Here is a 26,325-nt window from a genome sequence, read left to right on the forward strand (position 1 = left end):
CCTTTCCATTTCGTTTAAGCAAACCAAACACAATCACTTTTCCAGCAGCACCTCTTCCCCGTTTTCCCTTGCGTGTGCCACCGAAATAACTTTCATCCAGTTCAATTTCACCATCAAACACTTCGAGGGCTTCCAGCCCTAAATGATAGGCGATTATCTTACGAGTTTTGGTATAAAAGAGAGCAGCAGAATTAGGGTGAATCCCTAGTAAATCTGCTGCTGATCTGGCTGTCACTTCAAGCACAAAAAACTCGAGTAGTTTAAGTTGTATTTTCTTGCTGAATTTACAATTGGTTAGCTTCATTTTCATAGATTAAAACAACGCTAATCTAGTACAGCCCCTTATTTTTTAATAATTTAGTTCATTTCTCATATCATAAAAAAACCCTGCTAATGCAGGGTTTTTTTAAACCATTCGACTTAGTGAGCGAATTGGTTCATGGTGTTTTTGCTAGCATCACCCGCTTTAAGCGCTTGTTCGCCAGCAAAGATTTCTTTATGGTCATCACCGATGTCAGAACCAGCCATTGCTTGGTGTTTAACACATGCGATACCACCGCGGATTTCTTTACGTTGTACGCCAGCAACATAAGCCAACATACCTTCTTCACCGAAGTAACCTTTCGCAAGCTCATGTGTAGAAAGAGCAGCAGTGTGGTAAGTCGGTAGAGTGATCAAGTGATGGAACACACCCGCTTCACGTGCAGCATCAGCTTGGAAAGTACGGATTTTTTCGTCAGCATCAGCAGCTAATTCAGAGTTATCGTACTCAGCGCTCATCAACTTCGCACGGTCATAACCAGAAACATCTTTACCTTCAGCAACCCAACGATCATAAGATTGTTGACGGAAGTTTAACGTCCAGTTGAATGACGGAGAGTTGTTATAAACAAGTTTTGCATTTGGAACTTGTTTTTTGATGTCATTTACGAAACCAGCAATACCAGCAACGTCTGGAGTTGGTGTTTCGATCCAGATCATGTCTGCACCGTTTTGTAAGCTCGTTACACAGTCAAGTACAACGCGGTCATGTTGAGTGCCTTCACGGAACTGATACAAGCCAGAAGCTAAACGAGTTGGGCGGTGTAATTTACCATCACGTTTGATCAGGATTTCGTCTTCTTGAGCATCAGCGATATCAATTTCTTGAGTGTCTAAGTAGCTGATGTATTGAGAAGCCAAGTCACCTTTCTCTTTAGATACAGGGATCTTTTGAGTCAAGTCTGCGCCTTCAGAGTCAGTACGTGCAACGATTACACCTTCGTCAACACCAAGCTCAAGGAATGCATAACGTACAGCATTGATTTTCGCAAGGAAGTCTTCATGTGGAACAGTGACTTTACCAGCTTGGTGACCACATTGTTTCGCATCAGAAACTTGGTTTTCGATTTGGATTGCACAAGCACCCGCTTCGATCATTTGTTTAGTCAACAAATAAGTTGCTTCTTCGTTACCAAAACCAGCATCGATGTCGGCAATGATTGGCACAACGTGAGTTTCGAAGTTGTCGATAGACGCTTCGATTTCTTTCACTTTTGCAGAATCACCAGCCGCTTCAGCTTTTTGTAAAGCACGGAACAAATCGTTGAGTTCTTTTGCATCCGCTTGACGCAAGAATGTATAGATTTCTGCGATCAACTTAGGCACAGCAGTTTTTTCGTGCATAGATTGGTCAGGAAGTGGACCAAATTCAGAACGAAGTGCAGCAACCATCCAACCAGAAAGGTAGATATAACGTTTGTTGGTTGTACCGAAATATTTTTTGTTCGCAATCATTTTTTGTTGCGCGATGAAACCATGCCAGCAACCCAAAGATTGAGTATAGCTGCTGTTGTCAGCATCATATTCAGCCATATCTTTACGCATGATAGCAGCTGTATATTTAGCGATGTCCAAACCAGTATGGAAACGGTTTTGAACGATCATGCGAGCAGCGTCTTCAGGACGAATCGCATCCCAAGTGCCACCTAATTTATTTTTTACGGCACGTACGTGCTCAAGAGCTGATTGATATGTCATGATATATTCCTTTTTAGGATTTCATCGAAAAGATGTCATGCTGAACAGTCATGTTTATTTGACTCGACTATAATTCAGTCACTTCATCAATATGCTCACAGCTTAGTCTGAGCTAAAAAATTAATCCAATATCCTCCATTAATCTTCAGTATTTTTTAAAAAAATATATAGATTAAAGTCGTATTATAATTATATTTAAAAATATTAAGATTTTGATTTTATTAGAATAAATAAAAATCAAAGATTCATAAAACTGTTTAAACTAAATAATTTAAGCGTTTTTTAATGTCTTCGTCTGAGATCTTGCTACTCATTGAAGCATCGATAAATGTAAAAAATAGTAAAAATTTGCCAATGTGAAGGTCAATCAGGCTTGTTACAGTCGAAAGCTAAAGAATGAAAATCAGATATTCATTCAGATTTTCTAATTTGAATGAAAAGCCCATGCAATGTTTTTCATCTCTTGCTTGAATTTTTTAAAGCCTCACTATTGTTTAGGCTGAGCGAGATGAGGTGCTGTTTTTTGCAGCGTTTTTTTACACAAATAGTTTCATCTATGGCATAATCATTCGCAATTTCATAATTTTATTTTCGGTATTTTTTTTATGAATCTGGAGCGGGTAGATCTTAATCTATTAATTTATCTTGACGTGCTTCTTCGCGAAAAAAATGTCACTCGTGCAGCCGAACAATTGGGCGTTACCCAACCCGCGATGAGTAATATTTTGCGTAGACTTCGCAATTTATTTAATGATCCCCTCTTGATCCGCTCCTCAGAAGGCATGACTCCAACCGAACGTGCGCTTGAACTACAACCACGTATTCGCGATGCGCTTTCTGATCTCTCTATGATTTTGGAGCCTCGTACCGAATTTCGTCCTTATACTAGTAATCGTGTGTTTCGGATTATGACTTCCGATTATGCCGAGGCAACACTGGTTCCTCGTCTGGTCAAAGCCCTGCGTTCAGAAGCACCCAATGTTGTTTTGGATTTTCTAACCCCAAGCGATGTGTCTTATCGCGATATGGAACAGGGTAAAGTTGATCTTGCGATTAATCGATTTAATGAAATTCCGCAAAGTTTCCATCAGGTCTTAGTTTGGCGAGATAGCTTCAGCTGTTTACTCAATGATAAACATCCAGCAGCACAGCACCTCAACCTCAAAAATTATTTGGATGCACAACATATCTGGGTTTCTAAAACAGGCATGGGCGTTGGCTTTGGGATTAATCCTGATAAACAGGCAGGTCTAGGCTGGATTGATCAGGCGTTAGAACGAATTGGACAAAAACGCAAAATTTCAGTGTTTACCCGACATTATCAAATGCCAGCTTTATTGGCTCAAAATGTAGATTTAGTTGCTACCTTACCTACTCGTATGGCGCGCCTACAAGCCAATAATCCAAAATTACTCATCAAAGACCCTCCATTTTATATTCCTGAGTTTGAACTTAAGATGGCATGGTGCCCTCTATTGCATCATCATCCTGCGCATCGCTGGTTGCGCCAATTGATTTTATTTGTGGCGCGTCAGATGATTGAAGAAGAAAATCGTGAGTTTTTAACAAATAATTCGCAGTTTTCGCATTATTAAAATAAATTTTTGTTAATTTCTTCTATTTTCAAGCTTATACTTAATTTCGTACGGAGGTAGTTTCGACTACCTCGCTTTTTCTTGTTGTGTTAAAACTTTCTCATAATAACGAATGACTACAGGTGAACTGTGAGCCTCTTTCAAAACGTCGTTATCATTGCCATACTGATTATCGCGGCGGGTTTTTTATCTTTAACTGAAATCGCGCTGGCGGGGGCTCGTAAAGTAAAATTAAAAATTCTTGCGGAATCGGGCGATGAACGCGCGCAAAAAGTCCTTGATCTTCAGCATCAATCGGCTGATTTCTTTGCAGCTTCTCAAATCGGTCTCAACGCCGTCGCTATTCTTGGCGGTATTTTGGGAGAAGCTGCTTTTCGTCCATTTTTCGTCCATCTGGTCGATCGTTTCTATGATGGGCCGTGGACAGAAACGATTGGATTTGTACTTTCCTTTACCTTTGTCACTTCCCTATTTATTTTATTTGCCGATCTGATGCCAAAACGTCTGGCGATGATTGCACCCGAAAAAATTGCAGTCTCAGTCATCAATCCGATTCAGGTATTTATCAAAATTTGTAAACCTTTAGCATGGTTTATCAATGCGATTGCCAATTTGCTATTTCGTTTATTTAAAGTGAATACCACGCGTGATGATAATATTACCTTTGATGATATTTCTGCGGTGATGGAAGCAGGTGCTCAAGCGGGTGTCTTGCAAAAACAAGAGCATCATTTTATCGAAAATGTATTTGAACTTGAAGAGCGCACCGTTCCTTCAAGTATGACGACACGTGAAAATATCGTGTATTTTGCGCTTGATGAGTCCGATGAAAGTATTCGTCAAAAACTGGCAGAATATCCTTATTCCAAGTTTTTGGTGTGTAATGATAATATTGATCAGGTGATTGGGTATGTCGATGCTAAAGATATTTTGGTGCGTATTCTCAATAGCCAGTCCTTGATTCAGCTCAAAGAAAATACCATCCGTACTGTATTGACTATTCCAGATACGCTAACGCTTTCTGAGGTTTTAGACAGATTTCGTTCGACCAAAGAAAAATTTGCAGTGGTCATTAATGAATATGCCTTAGTCGTCGGGGTGATTACTTTAAGCGATATTATGATTACGGTGATGGGCGATTGGGTTACCCCGATTGAAGCAGATCAGCAGATCATTAAACGTGATAATAATTCATGGCTGATTGATGGCAGTACACCAATTGAAGACCTGAAACATGCACTCGAAATTGATGAAATGCCAGATGAAGAAAACTATGAAACGCTGGCAGGTTTTATGATGTATCAACTGCGTAAAATTCCGCGCCCTGCCGATAGTGTCGAGTTTAGTGGTTTCAAATTTGAAGTTGTCGATGTCGATCATTACAAAATTGACCAATTACTGGTCACCCGAATTTTGGAAAAACTGGAAGATCAAAGTTTAATTGAAAATTGATGATCTCGAAGCAAATGGGCGTTTTGAACTGAATCACTTTTTCGCTTTAACAAAGTGCATCGTATATTCTTTGCGCTAAAATTTAGCAGGATCTCATCGCCCTGCTTATTTTTTGAATGGCTTAATCAGATAAAACAACTTGATATATCAGCTATATTTTCAATTAATCACTTAAAAACAAATACATAAACATCACACCCTCTCAATTAGATTCTTATTTCAAGATTTGGCATTTATATTGCTTAAACATAAGTATTACTTTTTTTGTTTTTTGTAATACTAAGGCAAAATGATATGAATGCACCACTTTCCAAAAGAAAAAAATTATTCTTGGGTTTGAGCTCATTTATTCTCCCCATCCTGATCTGGTGCTGTGTCAACTATTTGCCTTTTATCTGGCATCCCCAAGTCCAAATCACTGACTCAGGAAGTGTTCCCTATTTACAAGTCGGGAGTCTGGTAGATAAACAGTTTTTTTATCAGGAGGCTCAAAATGCCGTTAATCAGCATCAACAACCGCCTCAAGGTAAACTGGTCAATCCCATCTATCTGCCTGCACCACATGAAGTTGCCAAAGCCTTAGTGACCTCTTTTACCACGCCCCCTACCCAGCCTGATAGTCCATGGTTGCATCAAAGTTTGTGGCACAGTATTAAAATCGTGTTTACCGCTTTTTTTATCTCCTCGTTGATTGGTATTCCGCTTGGTATTTTGTGCGGTTTCTCACCGTCTATTTCCAGACTGACTGAACCTTTTGTGGAGTTTTTTCGGTATTTGCCTGCGCCTGCATTTGGTGCATTGGTCGTTGCTATTTTAGGTATAAATGACGCACCCAAAATCGCGATTATCGTGATTGGTACTTTATTTCAACAAATTCTGATTATTGCCAATACCACTCGCATGGTCGATCGTGGTTTGATCGAAGCGGGCTATACCTTAGGCACTAACAAATTTAAAAGCCTGATGCATGTGGTGATTCCAGCTGCTTTGCCCGATATTTATCGTGATTTAAGAGTGTTACTGGGTTGGGCATGGACCTATTTGATTGTCTCAGAATTAATCGGTACAACCTCTGGCATTACATGGTTTATTACTCAACAAGCGCGCTATCAAAACTTTGACAATGTGTATGCAGCAATTTTGATCATTGGGGTGATTGGTTTATTAACCGATGTCATTTTAATGAAAATGGGCCAACATTTATTTAAATGGAAAACAGGAGCAAGAGCATGATGACAACTGAAAGCTTCGATGCGGATCGTTATTTTCAAGACTTGTATCAACGTCCTGTGATTCTGGAGACTCAAGATCTTTGTCAAAACTTCCAACATGGAAAAATGACAAGAACGGTGCTTGATCATATTAATTTAAAGATTCATAAACGTGAATTTGTCTGTGTGATTGGACCTTCTGGCTGTGGTAAATCAACCTTGAGCCGTATTGTTGCAGGACTAGATGATTATAGTAGTGGTGAGGTATTGGTCGATGGTGAGCGTGTCGATGGTCCTTGCCCTGAACGTGGGATGGTATTTCAGGGATATACCTTATTTCCATGGAAAACCGTAAAAGAAAATGTCATGTTCGGACCTTTGATGCGTGGTGCAAGTCAGGCTGCGGCAGAATCTGTAGCACGGGAGTGGATCAATATTATTGGTCTGGAAAAATATGAAAATCAATGTCCACATCAACTTTCTGGTGGAATGAAACAACGTGTTGCGATTGCTCGTGCCTTAGTCAATGAACCTAAAATACTGTTAATGGATGAACCTTTTGGAGCACTTGACCCATATACACGCCAGAAAATGCAACGTCATTTAATGGATTTATGGCAAAACATTGATATTACGATTTTATTTGTCACCCATGATATGGATGAAGCGATTTTATTGGCAGATCGAATTGTGGTATTGAAAGCCAACCCAGGTGAAGTCAAAGAAATCATCGAGGTGCGTTTACCCCGTCCGCGCACACCCGAGCTCATGAACACATCAGAGTTTAGGCAATTACGTGCCCATGTAGATGAATTGGTCCATGCACAGGAAGAGGAACAAGTTGATCCTGCCCTGCAACATTTACCTGAGATTCCTCGTATGACTCAAGTCAGTCAACACAAATAATTTTTACACTCTTTGGGACGACCCAAGGTGGAATAATACGTGCTGGACGACCAGCCAATGGTGATGATCATGAACGAAAGTTACGTTTTACCTATGGTTGATATTTCAAAATTAACAAGTCACAAAGCTCCAGACCGTTTGGAAGTAGCCAAAGCGCTCGATCAAGCCTGTAAAGACGTCGGTTTTTTATACATTCATGGAACGCAACTTAAACCAGAATTATTTCAACAACTGGTAAATACCGCACAAGCTTATTTTGCACAAGATGAAAATATAAAGATGCAAAATTACATTGGAAATTCCCAGAATCATAGTGGCTATGTACCCATTGGCGAAGAACAATTCAAAGCTAATACCTATGACCTTAAAGAAGCCTATGACGTCAATTATGATTATTCAGGCTTCACCGAACTGAGACCACTGGTTGGCCCAAATCAATGGCCCAACGACCTACAGTTTAAAACCCATGTTCAGAACTACTATCAACATATCAAGGATATTGGACATCAACTTTTCCATGCATTTGCTTTGGCACTCAATCTTGAAGAAGATTATTTTGATGCCCATTTAAAACACGCGCCGAGTCAATTACGTCTCATTCATTATCCTTATAATCCTGATGCATCAGATAGTGCTGGAATTGGCGCCCATACTGATTATGAATGTTTTACTTTACTTTTTCCGACCGCAGAGGGCTTACAGGTACTCAATAAAGACGCCGAATGGATGGATATTCCATTAATTGAAAATACTTTAATTATGAATATTGGCGACATGATGGAGATACTCTCCAATGGTCGTTACTTCGCAACCAAACATCGGGTTAAAAAAGTGAAAGAAGAACGCTATTCTTTTCCTTTATTTTTTTCATGTGATTACGATTACGTGATTCAGCCCGTGGTCGAAACCGATCAACCTAAATATGCGCCCTTAAAAGGAGGAGAACATTTATTTAATCAAACTGCGCAAACATTCCAATACTTAAAAAACCGCATTGAACAAGGTGATTTGGTATTGAGCAATGCCCGTCCGCTTTATTCTTTTGGCATGAATGAAACGGAGACTGATGCATGAATCTGTATGAACTGTTAAAAAAATGTCCTGTCACTCCTATTGAAAATATGCCACTTCCCCGTTATTTGATGGGTAGTTTTAGGCGTAAAAATATTAGTTTTTATAATGGTCTAAGTGATGAAAAAACCATTGTTTATTGGTTTCAATCCAAATCTTTTAGTATCGATCTACGCTTGAGTGACCCGACTCAAACGCCTGTAAGTGAACGGCAAGGCTGGGTTGGAGACACCATCTGGGATGATAAAAATGAATTACTGTCATGGAACATTCACGAAAGCTATCAACCACGTATTCAATGGCCTGAACCCGCTAAGCTATTTCCAATAGGGAATTGTATTTTAGAATTTGCACCTTCAGGCGCCTATGTTGAAGATTGGCGACAACAATCCAGCTCGGGTCTATTCTGTGGTTTAAGACTATTACAGGCAGAACATATTGCAACACAGCAGAAATTTGCAATGGACGGCGGTCTTATTATTGCAGGTGAACATTTGGCTTATGCACAATCACGTTTACCACTAATACAAAAACAGCTTGAAAATATCTCAGATTTAAATGACGCAATTGAAAATAAAAAAACAAGGGCTTCATTTGTTGAGAGCTACCGAGTGTCTATTGCACTGAATGGACCAACCATCCAGTTTTCTACTCAAAGTCATTTGGTGAATAAAGTGTTGCAACTCGATAATTTCGAGATCGATTCTGTTGGTAATATTACGCAAATAACAGAGATTGAGGGTGAAAACTATCGATTGTATTTTTCCCTCGACATCTATCACCCTGATTTTCAGTTTGATCGACAGACTACAACCACCGCATGTGCGCAACAATGGTTGCAACAAGAAAGCACTCATTTGCTAAAAAATGCCACGATCATCAAATAATAGGAGACGCTTTTGCCGTATTTATATTTATGTATTGCGATTGTGGCTGAGGTCATTGCGACCTCTGCATTAAAATCATCTCAAGGATTTACTTTTCCTTTGCCTGCATTGGTGACCGTTGTAGGCTATTGCATTGCATTATATTTTTTATCTTCAACCTTAAAATTTATTCCAGTCGGGATTGCTTATGCCATCTGGTCTGGTGCAGGAATCGTTTTAATTTCAACGATTGGCTGGGTGATATTCAAACAACATCTGGATTTGGCTGCTTTTATCGGTTTGAGTATGGTCATTGGCGGTATTATCATTATTAATGTCTTTTCTAAAAGTACCGAACTATAGGCTTCTTTCATCATTGGTTTATACCCTCTTTATTTTTCTCCCATTAGGGAGAAATAAATCGGACTGATGAAAGAAGTCTTATAAAACAAACGATTTAAAAATTTAAAAGGCGCCTCAATATCCGAAGCGTCTTTTATATTATTTCAGACTTTGTAATAGATCAGGATAAATCAACCCATCGGCATCCATTTCAGTTTTATACACGCCATTAGTCACGTTAAATTTATTGACATGGTAGGTTGAACCATAATGGAATCGAAGCCCTGTCCTTTGATAAATACTTTTTTATTGGCTTCAATATCCAGTAAATGTGTTCCCCCGACAAATTGCTCATATTGTGCTGGATCGACGCCAACACGATTTGCCATGATTTTCACTGCATCGGCATGTGTGGCTGGATCATTGATGTATTTCACGGTTTTGTCCCAGACCTGAATCATTTTTTTCCATTGTTCTTTATGCGTAGACAAATGGGTCATATTGACCGAAAGCGTATCGTAAATCAGACCAGGCTTATCTTTGGAAGTATAAATCACTTTAGAGCCCGCGACTGATTTCAAGGCCTGATTGGCAACAGGTTGCCAGACGGCAATTGCAGAAATATCAGGGCTGGCAAAGACTTGTGGCAATTCATTGGTCACAGAATTGACCAATTTAATATCGGTGAGTGGGACTTTTGCATCAGTTAAGGCCGTCGATAATAACAGGTGATCCACCAGACCTTTTTCAGTGGCAACTGATTTACCTTTTAAATCCTGAATGCTGTTGATGCCAGATTTAGCAATAATCACATCATTACCCGCAGAATAATCTGTTGCCATAATCATGATGCCTTTGGTACCGCCTGAAGCGGTCACCAAGTTATCGCCATTGGTGACGAGCACCGCATCTAACTGATTGGCCGCAAATGCGGAAAGAGAGGCAGAATAATCAAACCACTTAAATTCAACATTAAGGCCTGCTTCTTTCAGCCAGCCTTTTTCAATGGCAACTTGCCATGCCACAAACCCAGGCCAGTCACTATAGCCAATCGTTAAAGTAGGCGCTGTTGAAGTAGTCGTAGTTTTGTCATTTTCGCTTTGTGCCTGTGGTACTTTTGCCGTGTTGTCACAGCCTGTTAAAGCCAAAGCCAGCATGACAGAAAAAGAAAGAGAGCTTAGTATACGAATCATGATCTATCCCCTTTGAAAATAAGCTTAACACGTTGATGTAGAATGATTTTGAAGTGATTGAATATAAGCTCGCCATCCACCTAAGTGACTAATGTCTTTTGCAGAAGCAAGCGCATAGCCCTCACAGATAAAGCCTTTGACCCAAGTTCCATCAGCCAGTTGTACATTGCCAATTCCAAGCGGTGCAGGAACTTCTGCCACAATTTTTCCAAATAAGGCCATGGGGACTTCCCAGACTTCAACCTCAATGGACTGTCCTTGTTCGCAATATTGCAACCCTGGCTTTGGAGGCGTGGTATGACTGAGTGCAAACAGTTTGTAATGATGTGCCGTTTGAGTTTTTGTGAGTAATACAGCGTCACGTGTCGTAAGCTGAAAATTGAGTGGCATCCCTGTTAAATGCGCACCGACCACAGCCAATTTCACCGAATTTGAGGATTCAATTTGTGAGTCAGCTTGATAGCAACGATCTGTAGTACCCAACTTTAGATGGTTCTGTTGCTGCCAGATTTGCCCAAAACGCGCTAAAGCCTGATCATGCCAAGCGCTTGCAATCAAGGTGATTCCTGAAGGCAAGCCATCCGTACGAATGACATTGGGCAATGCCAACGCACTCAGATCAGCAAAATTAACAAAATTGGTATACGCCCCCATGTGACTATTTTTCAAGATCGGATCGGCTTCAACATCCGAGATGGTATAAATCGTAGGGGCTGTCGGCACCATGAGTGCATCAAAATTGGCTAAAGTTTGCTGAATATATCGTGCCATCTCAGCTCGATCATATTCATCCTGCATGACGTCTGTTGCAGAGAACTGATCTGCCTGTGCAATGATCTTTTGGATCACTGGATGTGCTTGATCGCGTTTTATTTTCTGTTCTACTGCCACGGTGCGTTCTGCCACCCATGAACGGTGATACAAGGCAGTTGCCAATTGATTGAAAACAGTAAAATCAATGCTTTCAACTTGATAACCCAAAGCCTTGATGCGTTCAATCGCGATGTCAAAAGCCTCACGGCTTAGTTCATCACCATAAAACTCAAGCTGTGCAGGAATTGCAATTTTCCCCAGTGAAAATGCAACGGGTACATTTTCAGGATGGCACCGTGTATAAGCATCGGCTTCATCAAAGCCCTGCATGGTCTGGGCAATTGTCCATGCATCATCTACCGTGAGTGCAAAAATTGAAATGACATCCAGTGTACGACAAGCAGGAATCAAACCTGTAGTTGAAAACCAGCCTTTGGTGGGTTTAAGCCCAACAATATTGTTATGTCCAGCAGGGACTCGACCAGAACCTGCGGTGTCTGTTCCTAAAGAAAATGGAACAATCCCTTTGGCAACTACTACCGATGATCCAGAACTTGAACCACCACTGATATACTCAGGATTAAAACTATTTTTAACCGCGCCATAAGGTGAACGTATACCGACCAGACCCGTCGCAAACTGATCAAGATTGGTCTTTCCAATCACAATCGCGCCTGCTGCTTTCAACTTAGCCACGACTGTTGCATCTGAATGGGCCAGATAAGCGGCTTCTTTACAGGCTGCCGTGGTATGAAAGCCCTCAACATCAATATTATCCTTTACAGCAAAAGGGATACCGTACAAAGGGAATTGCGCTGGATCTTGATTGAGGAGTAATTCGATTTGTACTTCAAGTTGCTGTTGTGAGGCGATTTCGATCCATGCGTAATCATCATTGCTGATCGACCCGACATAATCATATAAATCATCAAGTTTAAATTGCCCTTGTGCATAAGCACTTTGCCAATCTTGTAGGGTCGATAGTTGTGGCACGTTTTATCTCCTATTCGTTCTGCTGTAAAGGCGGCATGACCGCATCCATCAGTTCCAGATGCCCCTTGATCACCCCTTTTAAGGCAATAAACTGCTGACTGATCTGTTTCAGGGCGTTGCTCTTTCCCTGTAACAAAATCACTTCCAGAATTTTCTGATCATCTAATTGAATATGTAGTGAACTAATCACTTGCTCTAAAAATTGTTGTTGTAAATCACTGAGCTGGACCCGAATATTGCCTGCATCGCGACGATATAGCAGGGTTAAAGTACCGACCATCACCGAGTTTTCAGTGGTATATTGATGAATCAGGTGCCGATTAATCATATCGACGATCGCTTGTGAGCGACTTTCATAGTGCTCTTCTACGATCTTTTGATCCAATGCTTCGACTGTATTTTCAGGAACGGTAATACTGATTCGGGTTAATTTTGGTTTAGTCAAGATGGCCTCTTTTGTTCGAATGAACTTCTGGTTTCTGAGTAATGTAAAAACCCGCTCGAACGCTTAATAGCTCAACTAAAAAGATTTTCCATGCAGGTCGTACTTTTACAACTGAATGTTTTACTGACATGATATGACTCCTTTTAGTATTACCAAATTAGTATTTTGTATTACTAAAATAATGCATGAACTATGCCAATTTAAAACTTAACTGAGGATTGTTTTTATCAACAAAATTAAATATAAAATTCAAATAGTTAATAAATTTATCTTTGATCCTAAAGAAGGTGCTTTTCAGCAAAATTTAGGCCACCGATTTACTGTGTTATAAAAGTCATATCATGGTGCAAAGCAAAGGCTGTAAAATAAAAATGCTTGAAAATTGGGCAAAAAAAAGCCCTGATTTCGAATCAAGGCAAAAGTAAAACAATGAATTTAGACTACAGGTGCTAAAGTAAATAAAGCCTGACCTGTTTTTACCGTTTGACCCTTTTCAATAATAATTGACTCCACTTTCATGCGTTCTGGTGCCAAAATGGGAATCTCAATTTTCATGGCTTCAATGACTGCAAGTGTTGCCCCCTCCTCAACCACCTCTCCCATTTCACATTCAATTTTCCAGATCGAACCTGGCATATGTGATTCCACCACACAGCCGCCTTCAGGAATAGTAACAGCATCGCCATCATCAACACTTTCCAGACTTTCAGACACATATTCTGCCAGTCCTGCTTCATGCCAACGACGACGTTCCGCTTCAAAGTTCGCTTGTTGGACTGATTTAAATTCCTGAATACTACTTGCATGTTCTGTCAAAAATGCATTGTATTCCTTTAAATTCAGTACACCCTCTTCAATGCGCAATTGCAAACGACCTGCTTTAAAGTCTTCACGCATTTGCATCAATTCAGTTTCGGAAACTTCGTAAAAGCGAATCTGATCAAAAAAACGCAGCAGCCACGGCTTTCCTTGTTCAAAATTGGCATTTTGACGATAGCGACTCCACATTTGCGTGGTACGTCCGACAAACTGATAGCCTCCTGGCCCTTCCATGCCATAGACACACATATAAGCTCCACCGATCCCGACTGCATTTTCAGGCGTCCATGTCCGTGCGGGGTTATATTTGGTAGTCACCAGACGTTGTCTCGGATCAAGCGGCGTCGCGACAGGCGCCCCCAGATAGACATCCCCCAGTCCCATCACCAGATAGTGGGCGTCATACACCACATCTTTAACCGCTTGCTTGGACTCCAGACCATTAATGCGTCGAATAAACTCGATATTATCTGGACACCACGGCGCATCAGGACGGACCAATTGGGTATACTTTTCAGTAGCTAATTGAGTTTGTGAATCCTCCCATGCCAAAGGTAAATACACGGTACGTGACGGCACTTGCATATTTTCAATGTCAGGAAGTTGTGTTTCTGCTTGCTGTAATTGGTGTAACAATACCAGTTGATCTAAAACCGCAGAATCAAAATGTATTTGCAAAGAACGAATCCCTGGAGTGAGATCAATGATGCCTTGAATATTTTGATCTTTGACCCATTGCATTAAGGCATGAATACGGAAACGCAAATTTAAATCAAGGACTAAATCGCCATATTCAACCAATAAATAATGATTGCCTGCTGGTCGATAAGTGACTGCTGGTCGTGTTTCATCTCCTGCCAAACACGCCAACACCGCATCCTTCAGTGTTTCGACTTCTGCTGAAAAATCAGCCTGATAATTGATTTTTGTGATATCTGTTGCTTTAAGCATCGATTCATAAGTTTGATTCAGTCTTTGCGCCTGCGCATAACTCACAGGGACAAACTTGACTTTATCTCCTGCTCTGAGTTGGCCTAATTTCCATAGTTCAGAATGGATCACGACGGCTGGACAAACAAAACCACCCAGACTTGGACCATCCGGACCCAAAATAATTGGCATGTCACCAGTAAAGTCGATCGCTCCAATGGCATAGGCGTTGTCGTGAATATTGGATGGATGCAAACCTGCCTCACCACCATCTTCACGTGCCCATTCTGGCTGAGGGCCAATCAGACGAATCCCTGTCCGACTTGAGTTATAGTGAATTTCAAACTCATGCTGAAAAAAAGTATCAATATCTTTGCAGGTAAAGAAATCTGGTGCGCCATGTGGCCCATACATCACTGCAATTTCCCAACTGGATTGAAACGCTGGAATCTGCTCAATGGTCAATGCAGATGATTGATCTGAGCTAAACGCATGGATGGGTAACATATCACCAATCAATAAGTTACGTCCTGCATGACCACCAAACTGACCAAGCGTAAAAGTTGCCTGACTGCCCAGATATTCTGGTACAGTAAAACCACCTTTAACGCCGATGTAACTCCGACAACCTGTATTAATTTTGCCACATTTGAGAATCTGACCCTTTTTTACCAGAACAGTTTGCCACATCGCAATCGGTTGACCATCCAGAGTGACCGCCATGTCACCACCTGTAATAGCAATCTGACTATCACAATGAAATTTGAGCGTAGGCCCTTGCAAGGTACATTCCAAACCTGCGGTATTGAATGGATTATTCAATAATTGATTGGCTACATTTAAACTTAAAGGATCAATCGCACCTGATGGCGGTACACCTACATCCCAATAGCCCAAACGTCCAGTCACATCCTGTATGGCAGTTTGAATACCAGCTTGTAAAACTTCTATTTTTTGCGTGTTCCAGCTAAACGTATTTAAAAAGCGTGTGGTTTGCGTACCTGCTTTAAATACCTCACTGGCAATAATATTTTGTAAATACTCTAAATTGGTTTCAATGCCAGCTACTTCAGTATGCACCAGACTGCTTTGCATCGCCGTAATGGCCTGCTCACGATCCGCTGCGATCACAATAATTTTGGCAATCATCGGGTCATAAAACGACGATACATTTGAACCTGTTTCAACCCAAGTTTCTACTCGGGAAGTAGGATCAAATCCGACTGAGGTGAGTAAACCCGCACTTGGTTGAAAGTTTTTGATTGGATCTTCTGCATATAAACGAACTTGTATCGAATGACCTGTCGATTGCAAAGCGTGTTGAGGTGCAGTCCAGTCCCCACCGGCCAGCATCACCATCCATTCAACCAGATCGACGCCATAGACCTGTTCAGTCACGCCATGTTCAACCTGTAACCGAGTATTGACTTCCAAAAAATAAAATTCTTGGGTGTCAGTATCCATGACAAACTCAACTGTTCCAGCCGAACGATATTGAATCGATTGCATGAGTTGAATGGCAACGCTCTGAATGTATTGACGCTGTTCGTCACTTAAATGCGGTGCAGGCGTTTCCTCAATGACTTTTTGATTGCGGCGCTGAACTGAGCAATCACGCTCTCCCAATGCCAAAACTTGCCCTTTTCCATCTCCAAAAATTTGAACCTCAATATGCCGTGCATTTTCTACAAATTTTTCCAGATACAATCCTGCATCTTTGAAGTTGGCCTGTGCCAGATAAGACACAGTCGTGTAAGCATCTTTAAGTTCTGCCTCGTTCCACACCAGACGCATGCCGATGCCGCCTCCCCCTGCGGTACTTTTCAGCATCACGGGATAACTGATGCGCGCAGCTTCACTCAATGCTTCAGCTTCATCAGCCAAAAGCTGACTACCCGGCAATAGAGGTACATTGCTCTGTATGGCCAGTTCACGCGCGGTATGTTTCAGACCAAATTCACGCATTTGCTGTGAGGTTGGCCCAATAAAAGCGATGCCCTTTTGCTCACACAAATCACAAAATTGGGCATTTTCCGATAAAAACCCATAACCCGGATGGATCGCTTGTGCGCCTGTCGCCTGCGCGACTTCCAGTATTTTTTCGATATTTAAATAGCTTTGACTGGCTGGTGCAGGGCCAATACAGACCGCTTCATCCGCCAAAGTCACATGTAAGGAGTCTCGATCCGCTTCGGAATAGACTGCAACAGATTGAATACCCAATTTTTTTAAGCTACGAATCACGCGACAGGCAATTGCACCACGATTGGCAATCAGGACTTTATTAAACATATCAGACCTCTCCCGCTTCTTCGCGTACAAGCAACTGAATTTGAGTCGGGTTATAGGCATTGCATGGATTATTTAATTGCGGACAATTTGAAATCAGAACAATCAAATCCATCTCTGCTTTAATTTCCACATATTTACCTGGCGCCGAAATTCCATCGTCAAACATCAAATGGCCTTCTGGGGTCACTGGTACATTCATAAAGAAATTAATATTGGGTCCAATATGACGCACATTGAGCGCGTGTTTCAGGGCAATCGGATGCTTGGCCAGTGCATACATGAAATTATTACGGCAGCTATGCATTGGATATTTATCATGTGCATAACGCACGGTATTACTTTCACAAGAACATGCGCCGCCTAAAGTATCGTGACGACCACAGTTATCATCATGAATGGTGGCGATTGGACGTCCATGATTGGTATATAGAATCGAGCCTTTTTCCAGATAAATCTGCTTATTTTTGGCAAGCGTATCCGTGGCACTATAACGCTCATCAGGATTTTCTGCGCTAATGAACAGCGTATCCACCGCTTGATTGCCTTCCAAGTCCACAATACGAAAATACTGCCCTTTTTTAACTTCACCCATCCATGCTTCACCCGCTGGGCAAATCTCACTTAACACGGTATTTTCTAATTTTGCCAAAGCTGTCATGTCAAATTCTCCCTTATACTGAAGCTGCAAAATAGCGTGCATTGTTTTGAAATCCGCGCTGATTTTGCGGGCAGGAATCGCGGCAAATGTCTTGTTCAGCCAGAGGTCGCGCTTTAAACAATTTGAGTTCAAGATCGGCAGTTTGATAAATGTGTGACGCATCCAGACCATGCGGTGTATTTGAAAGAAAAACCAGACAATCCATCTCAAAACGTAATTCAATGACCAGTTGATGATTGTCAGTTTTTACATAGGACAATTCTCCAGCCTGATTTGGAATCACTTTGGAAAATAAATTCAAGGTGGCGGTTAAATCTTGTTGAGCCAGACCGAACTTGGTCATTTCAACCAATAAACTGTCCAGACCATTTTGATACATCTGATTACGTGCATCCTGAAAAGTCTGAATACCATAATGCTGCTCAATCTGTTCAGCTGTACTTGGACCACAAAGCACATCATTCCAGCCATGATCATCACGAACAATCGAAGCCATGACTCGCCCTAAGTCGGAATACAAGACATGTCCCTGACTCAAAAATGCGCTGTGCTGTGCTTTCAAACTGTCTGGCATATTAAAGCGTTCTAGTTTTTCTAATGCATTTACCAGGTATAACGATAAATTTGCATTGTTCCCTAATGAAGTGACTTGTAAAACCGAGCCCTTTTGTAAACGTCCTGACCAATGATGATTCGCTGGTAATCGCTCATCCCAGAGCATTTGATTATCATGATAATGTACAGTGTTCATAACAACTCCTGATCGGATTAATTCAACCAATCTCCCGGGCTTTTGTCCCTCCGTGTAGTTCTTACGAACCGTCATCTCTCGGACCAGTCATGTTGAATTGTTCAATCTTCAACATCGGAACCCTAGATCACTTTTGTATGTTGATAAACAAGAAGCAAAGCACATGCCAAATGAGTAATACTTTTTTATTATTTTGTAATACCAATATTTAAAAATGACTATTCCTTTTATAAAACAATTGATTAAATTAAAATTTTTCTACAAAGATATAGCTCTAGACCATGATTCAGATTTAAACAGCAACGAACTCACGGTGGCATGGAGAATAAAACAGATAGAAAAAATGCCTCATGAAGAGGCATCATTATGATCAAATGAACAAACTTTTAGATTACAGTATGATCTGAATTATTTGAGTAACGCATCAAGCAAAGCTTGATAATGCAACTGAATATCTTCTGACAAAATTTTGTAAGCACTATCAAATTGCACCATCGGCCAGCCTTCTTTCCAGAACGGGAAAATATTATGCAAGTCTTTGGTGACAATCGCATCTTCACGAGTAATGGCTTTTGCGATTTGTGCTAAAACCTGTGCTGTTTCGGCACCATCAATCGCCATATAATCTATACCACGTGCTTTCAAAATACGAATACGGTCTTTCTTATAACGAATTTTCTTTGCTTGTGCAGGGTTCAATCCCAATGCCAGCGTCACAGCCTCTACAAATTTTTCTTCAAAACTATGGTTTAAAGCTACAAGTGCTTGTTTATGTGCTTCTTGTCGACCCGCTTTGCCCCCATTACGGATAATCTCTTTCGCTTCAACATCAAGCTCATCTTTTTTCATTGACTGTAAAATATCTAAAATTTCGATATCCGTTAAAGATTCAGGAGATTGGTCGGTCATGGAAGTCTCTGCAAAAATGAAAGAACTATTGTCGCATAAAAGCGATGTCAAAGCAGAATTAAAACTCAATGAAAATTATCCCATTAATGCACGCTTTTTTATATCGTATTTGCATACGTTAAATGCTGATGTTCATCATTCAGAACCAAAAAGTGTGACGTTATAAAAACCGAAATGCCCTACAAAAGTGCAGAAATAGCTTTAAAAAATATAGTTTTAAAAAATAGAAAATTATTTCTTAACTTTAATCTTAACGATAGATTAATTAATTGCATTTTTTAGAAAAATCAATAAATATATCCTGTGTTCAAAGTATATGAACACTTTCATAAATAATAATTTCTTGGGCTAAGGATTGCGTACATGCTTACTTTTTTAGGTATTAGCATGATCATGTGTTTTATGTATTTGATCATGACTAAACGTCTCAGTGCTTTGGTAGCACTTATTCTCATTCCTGTTATTTTTGCTCTGATCGGTTGGGGACTTGGTTTTCATATTGAGAGCTTAAGTCATATCGAAGTGACAATGTTAGGCGAGAATATGCTGGAAGGCATCAAAAAACTCGCACCAACAGGCGTCATGCTACTTTTTGCCATTATGTATTTTGCCTTAATGATCGATTCGGGTTTATTTGACCCATCCATCAAGTGGATTTTGAAAATGGTCAAAGGCGACCCGCTTAAAATTACATTAGGTACTGTTTTTTTAACGTTAACTGTTTCTTTAGATGGTGACGGTTCCACCACTTATATGATCTGTGTCGCAGCGATGATGCCACTTTATAAGCGTATTGGCATGAATCCACTGGTGATGACCTGTCTAATGCTTCTATCGAGCGGTGTGATGAATCTTACCCCTTGGGGCGGCCCCACTGCACGTGCAGCGAGCGCTTTGCAAGTTGATGCCAGCCATGTGTTTATCCCCATGATTCCTTCGATGCTTGTAGCAATTATTTGGTTATTTTTCCTTGCTTATCTATATGGAAAGTACGAACGCAAACGCTTAGGTGTGATTAGCATTGATGATATTAGTCATGCAGACAACTTGACCATTTCAAAGGATCCTGATGCACAGCGTCCGCATTTGCGTTGGTTTAACGGCATTTTGACACTGGTACTCATGGCTGCCTTAGTCAAAGGAATTTTACCAATGCCAATTCTGTTTATGCTCGGCTTTTGTATTGCACTGGTAGTCAACTACCCATGCCTACAAATGCAGAAAAAGCGAATTGCAACTCATGCAGATAGTGTACTTGCAGTGGTCGGTGTTATTTTTGCGGCTGGGGTTTTCACAGGAATTTTAACTGGAACAGGTATGGTCGAATCCATGTCAAAACAGTTTGTGGCACTTATTCCTGCAAGTATGGGGCCATATATGGCACCCATTACAGGCGCTCTCAGCATGCCTTTAACCTTTTTTATGTCGAATGATGCTTTTTATTTTGGAGTTTTACCTATTTTGGCTGAAGCAGCGACCCAATATGGCATTGAGCCTGTGGAAATCGCACGTGCGTCGATTATTGGTCAACCGATTCATTTACTTTCTCCATTGGTGCCATCCACCTATTTACTTTGCGGTTTAGCAGCTGTTGAGTTTGCAGACCATCAAAAATTCACATTGAAATGGGCATTTATGACCTGTTGTGTTCTGATGGGAAGTGCCTTAGTTTTTGGTGTTTTTCCATTGGTCAGTATGATTTAAGTAAAAGCTTAGGCCATAAAAAAACCTCCTAAATTTAGGAGGTTTTTTTTATCAGGTCGATTACAAACGAACCAATTCCACTACCTGATTGACTACTTCTTCTACAGTCTCAGCCGTAACATCTGCATCTGACGCTTCTGTAACGGTTGTAATCACCACAATACCCGTTTCACGAAGTAAGTTGATTTGATCAGCAGTCAAATCTGATTTGGAAATCGCCACAACGCCTTGCTGAATCAGCAAGCTTTCAAGTGCTTGTGCTTTTTCAAGGATTTTCGCTGAAACACCAATCACCGCAGGTTTTTGACCCAAACGCGCTGCACGGTCTTCGGCAGTCACAGGATTGTTGCTCGCAGTCCATTCCACCGCAGCTTCAACCATACCAGCACCAACCGTTACATTGCTTAAACGGTCAATAAAGATGAAAGAACCTGTATAGCGGGAATCTTGATAACGATCAAAGACCACTGGTGCATCAAACTCGACTGTTACATCTGCAATTGCATTCAGCTCAAGCTCTTCCACTTGAGTATGCTCAAGGGTATTCACATTGACACGATAATGAATTTCAGTCACTTTGGCAGGAACAGTCTGTGTACCAATTTTGACATTGTACAGCTTACCTTTGACTAAAGGATGCTCAGTCATCCACACCACAGAGGCACGTACACTACGTGAAATCAGCGGTTGTTCACCAGCACGGACTAAAATGTTCCCACGAGAAATATCAATTTCGTCATTTAACGTCAAGGTAACGGCTTGACCTGCAATCGCCTGTTCAAGATTGCCATCAAAAGTCACAATCTCTTTGACCGTCGATTTTTTACCCGATGGCAATGCAACAATTTCATCGCCTACATTGATTTCACCGAGTGCAATTGTTCCTGCAAAACCACGGAAATCCAGATTTGGACGATTTACATATTGAACAGGGAAACGGAATTCGTGTTTATTCGATTCGCGTTTAATTTCCACAGATTCCAAAATGTTCATCAAGGTTTGACCCTTGTACCACGGCGTACTTTCCGATGGGTTAACGACATTATCGCCATTCAAAGCTGAAATTGGGACAAATAAAATATTCTCTGGACGGCGATCACCCAACTGGCTGACAAAAGCATCGTATTCAACCTGAATTTCGTTGAAACGCGTTTCAGAAAACTCAACCAAGTCCATTTTATTAATGGCAACGACGATATTTTTAATACCCAATAAGCTGGCAATAAAAGTATGACGACGGGTTTGAGTTTGAACACCATAACGGGCATCGATCAGGATAATCGCGAGGTCTGCTGTTGATGCACCAGTGGCCATGTTACGCGTATATTGCTCATGTCCCGGGGTATCAGCAATAATGAACTTACGCTTTTCTGTAGAGAAATAACGATACGCGACATCAATCGTAATGCCCTGCTCACGTTCAGCTTGTAAACCATCGACAAGTAACGCCAAATCAGGTGCTTCGCCTGTCGTACCGACTTTCTTACTGTCGCGGGTCACCGCCTGCAATTGATCTTCATAAATCAATTTTGAATCGTAAAGCAAACGCCCAATAAGGGTACTTTTACCATCATCGACATTACCACAAGTCAAAAAGCGCAATAAGTCTTTTTGCTCATGTTGTTTTAAGTACGCCAGAATGTCCTGACTAATAAGATCTGACTGATGAGACATGCTCTAACTCCACAAATTCTGAAATCTTTTCCTAAGCTCCCCTCTTTTTAAGAGGGGTTGGGGGAGATTTATTAGAAATAACCTTCCTGCTTTTTCTTTTCCATTGAGCCCGCTTCATCATGGTCAATCATACGACCCTGACGTTCAGAACTTGTGGCCAAAAGCATTTCCTGAATAATCTCAGGCAAGGTATCTGCCTCAGATTCCACCGCACCCGTTAATGGGTAACAGCCGAGCGTACGGAAACGTACTGATTTCATTTGTGGAACTTCACCTTCTTTTAAACGCATACGATCGTCATCGACCATGATCAGCGTACCACTACGCTCAACCACAGGACGAACCGCAGAGAAATAAAGAGGAACGATTTGAATATTTTCTAAATAGATATACTGCCAGATATCCAGTTCAGTCCAGTTTGACAATGGGAATACGCGGATACTTTCGCCCTTGTTTACTTTACCATTGTAAAGATTCCAAAGCTCTGGACGCTGATTTTTAGGATCCCAACGATGCTTACTATCACGGAATGAATAAACACGTTCTTTAGCACGTGATTTTTCTTCATCACGACGCGCACCACCAAAAGCCGCATCAAACTGATACTTGTCCAACGCTTGCTTTAAGCCTTGAGTTTTCATAATGTCGGTATATTTCGAGCTACCATGATCGAATGGATTAATGCCCGCGTCACGACCTTCTTTGTTCTGATGCACGATCAAATCAAAGCCATGGGTTTTAGCCATATTGTCACGAAAGGCAATCATGTCCTTAAATTTCCAGCCTGTATCCACATGTAATAAAGGAAATGGAAGTTTTGCAGGATAGAAGGCTTTCAGTGCTAGATGCAGCATCACCGCAGAATCTTTACCAATCGAGTAAAGCATCACTGGGTTTTCAAATTCGGCTGCAACTTCACGAATAATATGAATACTTTCAGCTTCAAGCTGCTTGAGATGGGTTAATCTATCTTCAGTCATGTGCATCTCCTTTCCAGTCCGTTTTAATCATTAAGCCGCCAAGTAGTTTTTCGTCACAACTTGCGCCACCATATGGAGGAACGAGTGCCATAACAACTCCAAATTGAAAATTCGACATAACTCTCCAGATTGGCCTTATGCTAGATCTGGAAATAGATATTCATTATAGTGATTTAAACAATACTTACTTTGCATGTTTTTTCATATGTATATCTGATTTAATCATATACAAAACATACAGTGTAGCCTGCATTTGACCACTACGTTGATCGTAAAAATAACGTATTATGCCGTAGCTACCCCTTTCTGCCTACCCGATTTTATTGATAAGCATATCAGCATGAGACATATTTCAATTTTTGGAACTTCTAGCGATGCTGGAAAATCCACCATGACCTTTGTGATTGCCAAAATCTTACAAGATACAGGTTTACGGGTTGCGCCCTTTAAAGCACAAAATGTCTCAAATAATGCACGGGTTTGTGATGATGGCAGTGAAATTGCGATTGCCCAGTCGTTTCAGGCTGAAGTTCTGGGTATTGCAACTTCGTATCACCTTAATCCTGTATTACTCAAATCTGGCTCAAATGGTCGTGCTTCGGTCATCGTGGAAGGCAAAGTTATTTCACAGCAGCATGTACTCGACTATTACCGCGATCTGGATCAACTCAAACCTGCGGTACAACGCTGTTTTGATTATCTGGCTGACCGTTATGATTGCGTGGTGGCAGAAGGTGCAGGCAGTCCAGTCGAACTTAACTTAATGGACAAAGATCTTTCTAATATTTTTATTGCTGAAACCTATCAAACCAAAATTATTTTAATCGCTGACATCGAAAAAGGTGGCGTATTTGCTTCAATCTGGGGAACGTATAACTTACTTCCCGCTCACCTACGTAACAACGTCATTGGTGTGATCGTCAATAAATTTTGTGGTGATTTGTCTTTATTTGATGCGGGCATCGATATTATTCAGGAACAATTTAAAATTCCAGTTTTGGGCGTTTTGCCCTATATGCCGTTTAATCTTGGGTTTGAAGACAATGCCAGTCTGCAAAATTTCGTACAGCAATCTGGTCAGCATAAAATCTCGATTGGCGTCATTGCCTATCCTTATATGAGTAATTATAACGACTTTGAACCCTTGATTGCCGATGATGAGGTTTTACTGGAATTTATTCATAGCCCGATTTCTTTAGAACGTTTTGATGTGGTGATACTTCCGGGCTCAAAATTAGTGATTCAGGATTTAAACTGGTTAAAACAAAATGGCTTATTTGAACAACTACAACAACGCACAAAAGCGATTTTTGCCATTTGCGGCGGTTATGAAATGTTATTTCAACAACTACATGATCCTCATCAGATTGAAAACCCACAACCAACCGTCGCGACAGGTCTAGGCTTGATAAATGATGATATTCACTTCGCTCAAGATAAAATTCTAAGCAAACAGTCCTATCCAATTTTTGGTATGCAGATTGAAGGATTTGAAATGCATCATGGGATAAGCTCAAAATACCCGCTGTATTTTCAAGATCAACATATTCAGGGCACGTTTATTCATCAAATCTTTGATCACAATGCGTTTCGGACGCAATACTTAGCTTCAATTTGTACTGATTATCAGGGTTTTGATTTCCAACAATATAAAACTGAGAAAATTGAAAATTTTGTCGGACAATGCCGTGATCGTTTAAACGTCAATTTAATTTTGGATGCGATTCAAGAGTAATTCGATTTTTACGTTCCAGTTCTTCTATTTATCTTTTTTTATTTTGATTCATTTTAATTTTATCTACACCACAATTTTTTGACCGTTTTTGCTTAAACTAATCTACAAAAACGGCCAAGCATTGATTCTATCAAAACATCACAAGATGATATTTTCAGTTAAATTCCTTTCAATACACGAGCTGCAAAAGTTTGAATATCTTTGTCCTGAATTGTGGTTTTGCCATGACTGATATTTTGGAATTGCTGATTAAAAATCTCGTTATATTGTTTACGTGCCTGAGCCAAATGCTCATCATAACGTTGAGTAAATTCACCCACATATTCATCCTCAGATAGGCTGAGATCTTTATTGCTATCTGTTAAGAAAAATTGTTGGTCACGATGGGTTAAATAGTCGCCTAAGGTCACATAGTTTTTATTGTTATTGGCATACATTTGAATAAACTCATGCACATTCGCTGCCATTGGCATCGACAACGGAGATTTTACTTTAAAGCCATCGTGTGTCCCTGTTGCGGTGGCTTCGTTCTTGGCATCTTCGGCAGTAATAATACCATCCTGATTTTTATCAAATTGATTAAAGGTTTTAAGGCCAATTTCCTGATATTCCTTTAAGGTAATTTTGTCGTCTTTATTGGTATTTAATACACCAAAACGAACATGTGCCTGTTTCAACGACATCTCACGGCGCTGCTTTAATACAGGCTCCAGTCTGGCTTGTTCATACTGCACATATTGTTGTTGATTCACTTGTTTTTGGGTTTTAAATAAATCTGCATAGTCAGCTGCGTAGTTTTTAACAAAGGTTGCGTTGTTTGGGTTTTTATCCTGTGGATGGTACAACGCATAAAGGCCATAAGCCTGTGCTTCGATCTGGTGATCTGGCGCGGCCATTACAAATGAGCTAAAAAGGCTGCAAGCCAAGAGCGTAAATTTAATGTGTTTCATGATGATAATGTCCTATA

At 40.6% G+C, this 26,325-nt stretch carries 21 protein-coding genes, 1 pseudogene and 1 riboswitch; of the genes and pseudogenes, 10 read left to right on the forward strand and 12 right to left on the reverse strand.

The features are described from left to right. On the reverse strand, window positions 1-304 hold a 304-nt coding region (locus J500_RS04805; protein ID WP_034698237.1), incomplete at its 3' end, for a transposase. A 116-nt stretch (window positions 305-420) separates the two neighbouring features. Next, window positions 421-2,019: an isocitrate lyase gene (locus tag J500_RS04810; RefSeq protein WP_004990558.1), complete on the reverse strand. Its 1,599-nt coding sequence runs from the start codon at window positions 2,017-2,019 to the stop codon at window positions 421-423. A gap of 605 nt (window positions 2,020-2,624) precedes the next feature. Between J500_RS04810 and J500_RS04815 the strand changes: the two genes are divergently transcribed. The 7 genes from J500_RS04815 (at window position 2,625) to J500_RS04845 (ending at window position 9,483) form a co-directional block, all read left to right on the forward strand. Further along, window positions 2,625-3,614, forward strand: a complete 990-nt coding sequence (locus J500_RS04815; RefSeq protein ID WP_004990560.1) for a LysR family transcriptional regulator — start codon at window positions 2,625-2,627, stop codon at window positions 3,612-3,614. A gap of 129 nt (window positions 3,615-3,743) precedes the next feature. Further along, window positions 3,744-5,066: a hemolysin family protein gene (locus J500_RS04820; RefSeq protein WP_004990563.1), complete on the forward strand. Its 1,323-nt coding sequence runs from the start codon at window positions 3,744-3,746 to the stop codon at window positions 5,064-5,066. 294 nt (window positions 5,067-5,360) lie between these two features. Next, window positions 5,361-6,299, forward strand: a complete 939-nt coding sequence (locus tag J500_RS04825) for an ABC transporter permease (protein ID WP_004996344.1) — start codon at window positions 5,361-5,363, stop codon at window positions 6,297-6,299. Beyond that, entirely contained in the window at window positions 6,299-7,183 is an 885-nt protein-coding gene (locus J500_RS04830; RefSeq protein ID WP_034698651.1) for an ABC transporter ATP-binding protein, read from the forward strand. The genes J500_RS04825 and J500_RS04830 overlap by 1 nt, the downstream gene beginning before the upstream one ends. 57 nt (window positions 7,184-7,240) lie before the next feature. Beyond that, a complete protein-coding gene (locus tag J500_RS04835) occupies window positions 7,241-8,257 on the forward strand; it encodes an isopenicillin N synthase family dioxygenase (protein WP_004996342.1) in 1,017 nt (338 codons plus the stop codon). Next, window positions 8,254-9,141, forward strand: a complete 888-nt coding sequence (locus J500_RS04840; protein WP_004996341.1) for a hypothetical protein — start codon at window positions 8,254-8,256, stop codon at window positions 9,139-9,141. The genes J500_RS04835 and J500_RS04840 overlap by 4 nt, the downstream gene beginning before the upstream one ends. A 12-nt stretch (window positions 9,142-9,153) precedes the next feature. Next, window positions 9,154-9,483, forward strand: coding sequence for an SMR family transporter (locus tag J500_RS04845; RefSeq protein WP_004996340.1), 330 nt, complete (start codon window positions 9,154-9,156; stop codon window positions 9,481-9,483). A gap of 138 nt (window positions 9,484-9,621) precedes the next feature. Here J500_RS04845 and J500_RS04850 read toward each other — a convergent pair. The 7 genes and pseudogenes from J500_RS04850 to J500_RS04880 form a co-directional block, all read right to left on the reverse strand. After that, window positions 9,622-10,655, reverse strand: a pseudogene (locus J500_RS04850) (ABC transporter substrate-binding protein). Window positions 10,656-10,679: 24 nt separating this feature from the next. Next, the gene (gene atzF, locus J500_RS04855; protein ID WP_034698537.1) at window positions 10,680-12,461 is read right to left on the reverse strand and encodes an allophanate hydrolase; all 1,782 of its coding nucleotides are present in this window, start codon (window positions 12,459-12,461) and stop codon (window positions 10,680-10,682) included. A 10-nt stretch (window positions 12,462-12,471) separates the two neighbouring features. Then, complete coding sequence (locus J500_RS04860) at window positions 12,472-12,909, reverse strand: CopG family ribbon-helix-helix protein (RefSeq protein ID WP_171063815.1); 438 nt, start codon at window positions 12,907-12,909, stop codon at window positions 12,472-12,474. A gap of 432 nt (window positions 12,910-13,341) precedes the next feature. After that, a complete protein-coding gene (gene uca, locus J500_RS04865) occupies window positions 13,342-16,947 on the reverse strand; it encodes an urea carboxylase (RefSeq protein WP_004996333.1) in 3,606 nt (1,201 codons plus the stop codon). A gap of 1 nt (window position 16,948) precedes the next feature. Further along, window positions 16,949-17,605, reverse strand: coding sequence for an urea amidolyase associated protein UAAP2 (locus tag J500_RS04870; RefSeq protein WP_004996330.1), 657 nt, complete (start codon window positions 17,603-17,605; stop codon window positions 16,949-16,951). 13 nt (window positions 17,606-17,618) lie between these two features. After that, window positions 17,619-18,356: an urea amidolyase associated protein UAAP1 gene (locus J500_RS04875; protein WP_004996329.1), complete on the reverse strand. Its 738-nt coding sequence runs from the start codon at window positions 18,354-18,356 to the stop codon at window positions 17,619-17,621. 29 nt (window positions 18,357-18,385) lie between these two features. Continuing rightward, window positions 18,386-18,493: riboswitch (guanidine-I (ykkC/yxkD leader) on the reverse strand. 271 nt (window positions 18,494-18,764) lie between these two features. Next, window positions 18,765-19,265, reverse strand: a complete 501-nt coding sequence (locus tag J500_RS04880; RefSeq protein ID WP_034698540.1) for a hypothetical protein — start codon at window positions 19,263-19,265, stop codon at window positions 18,765-18,767. On the opposite strand from J500_RS04880, the gene J500_RS17365 reads away from it, so the two are divergent. Together J500_RS17365 and J500_RS04885 are read left to right on the forward strand one after the other, a co-directional pair. Continuing rightward, complete coding sequence (locus J500_RS17365) at window positions 19,264-19,431, forward strand: hypothetical protein (protein ID WP_155118755.1); 168 nt, start codon at window positions 19,264-19,266, stop codon at window positions 19,429-19,431. The genes J500_RS04880 and J500_RS17365 overlap by 2 nt on opposite strands. Window positions 19,432-19,628: 197 nt before the next feature. Continuing rightward, window positions 19,629-20,969 carry a CitMHS family transporter gene (locus J500_RS04885; protein WP_004996328.1) on the forward strand — a complete coding sequence of 447 codons (1,341 nt, stop codon included), beginning with the start codon at window positions 19,629-19,631 and terminating at the stop codon, window positions 20,967-20,969. 60 nt (window positions 20,970-21,029) lie between these two features. Here the strand turns inward: J500_RS04885 and cysN are convergent, their stop codons facing one another. Then, on the reverse strand, window positions 21,030-22,643 hold the full coding sequence (cysN, locus tag J500_RS04890; protein WP_004996327.1) for a sulfate adenylyltransferase subunit CysN: 1,614 nt from the start codon (window positions 22,641-22,643) through the stop codon (window positions 21,030-21,032). A 71-nt stretch (window positions 22,644-22,714) separates the two neighbouring features. Next, window positions 22,715-23,623 (reverse strand): sulfate adenylyltransferase subunit CysD, encoded by a 909-nt coding sequence (gene cysD / locus J500_RS04895; protein ID WP_004996326.1) that lies wholly within the window; start codon window positions 23,621-23,623, stop codon window positions 22,715-22,717. A gap of 340 nt (window positions 23,624-23,963) precedes the next feature. Between cysD and J500_RS04900 the strand changes: the two genes are divergently transcribed. Next, a complete protein-coding gene (locus J500_RS04900; RefSeq protein ID WP_034698552.1) occupies window positions 23,964-25,358 on the forward strand; it encodes a cobyric acid synthase in 1,395 nt (464 codons plus the stop codon). A 158-nt stretch (window positions 25,359-25,516) separates the two neighbouring features. On the opposite strand, the gene J500_RS04905 is transcribed toward J500_RS04900, so the two are convergent. After that, window positions 25,517-26,308 (reverse strand): hypothetical protein, encoded by a 792-nt coding sequence (locus tag J500_RS04905; protein ID WP_004996321.1) that lies wholly within the window; start codon window positions 26,306-26,308, stop codon window positions 25,517-25,519. Between the last annotated feature and the right edge of the window lie 17 nt (window positions 26,309-26,325).

The sequence above is a fragment of the Acinetobacter sp. 479375 genome (assembly GCF_000581715.1).
Classification (GTDB): domain Bacteria; phylum Pseudomonadota; class Gammaproteobacteria; order Pseudomonadales; family Moraxellaceae; genus Acinetobacter; species Acinetobacter ursingii.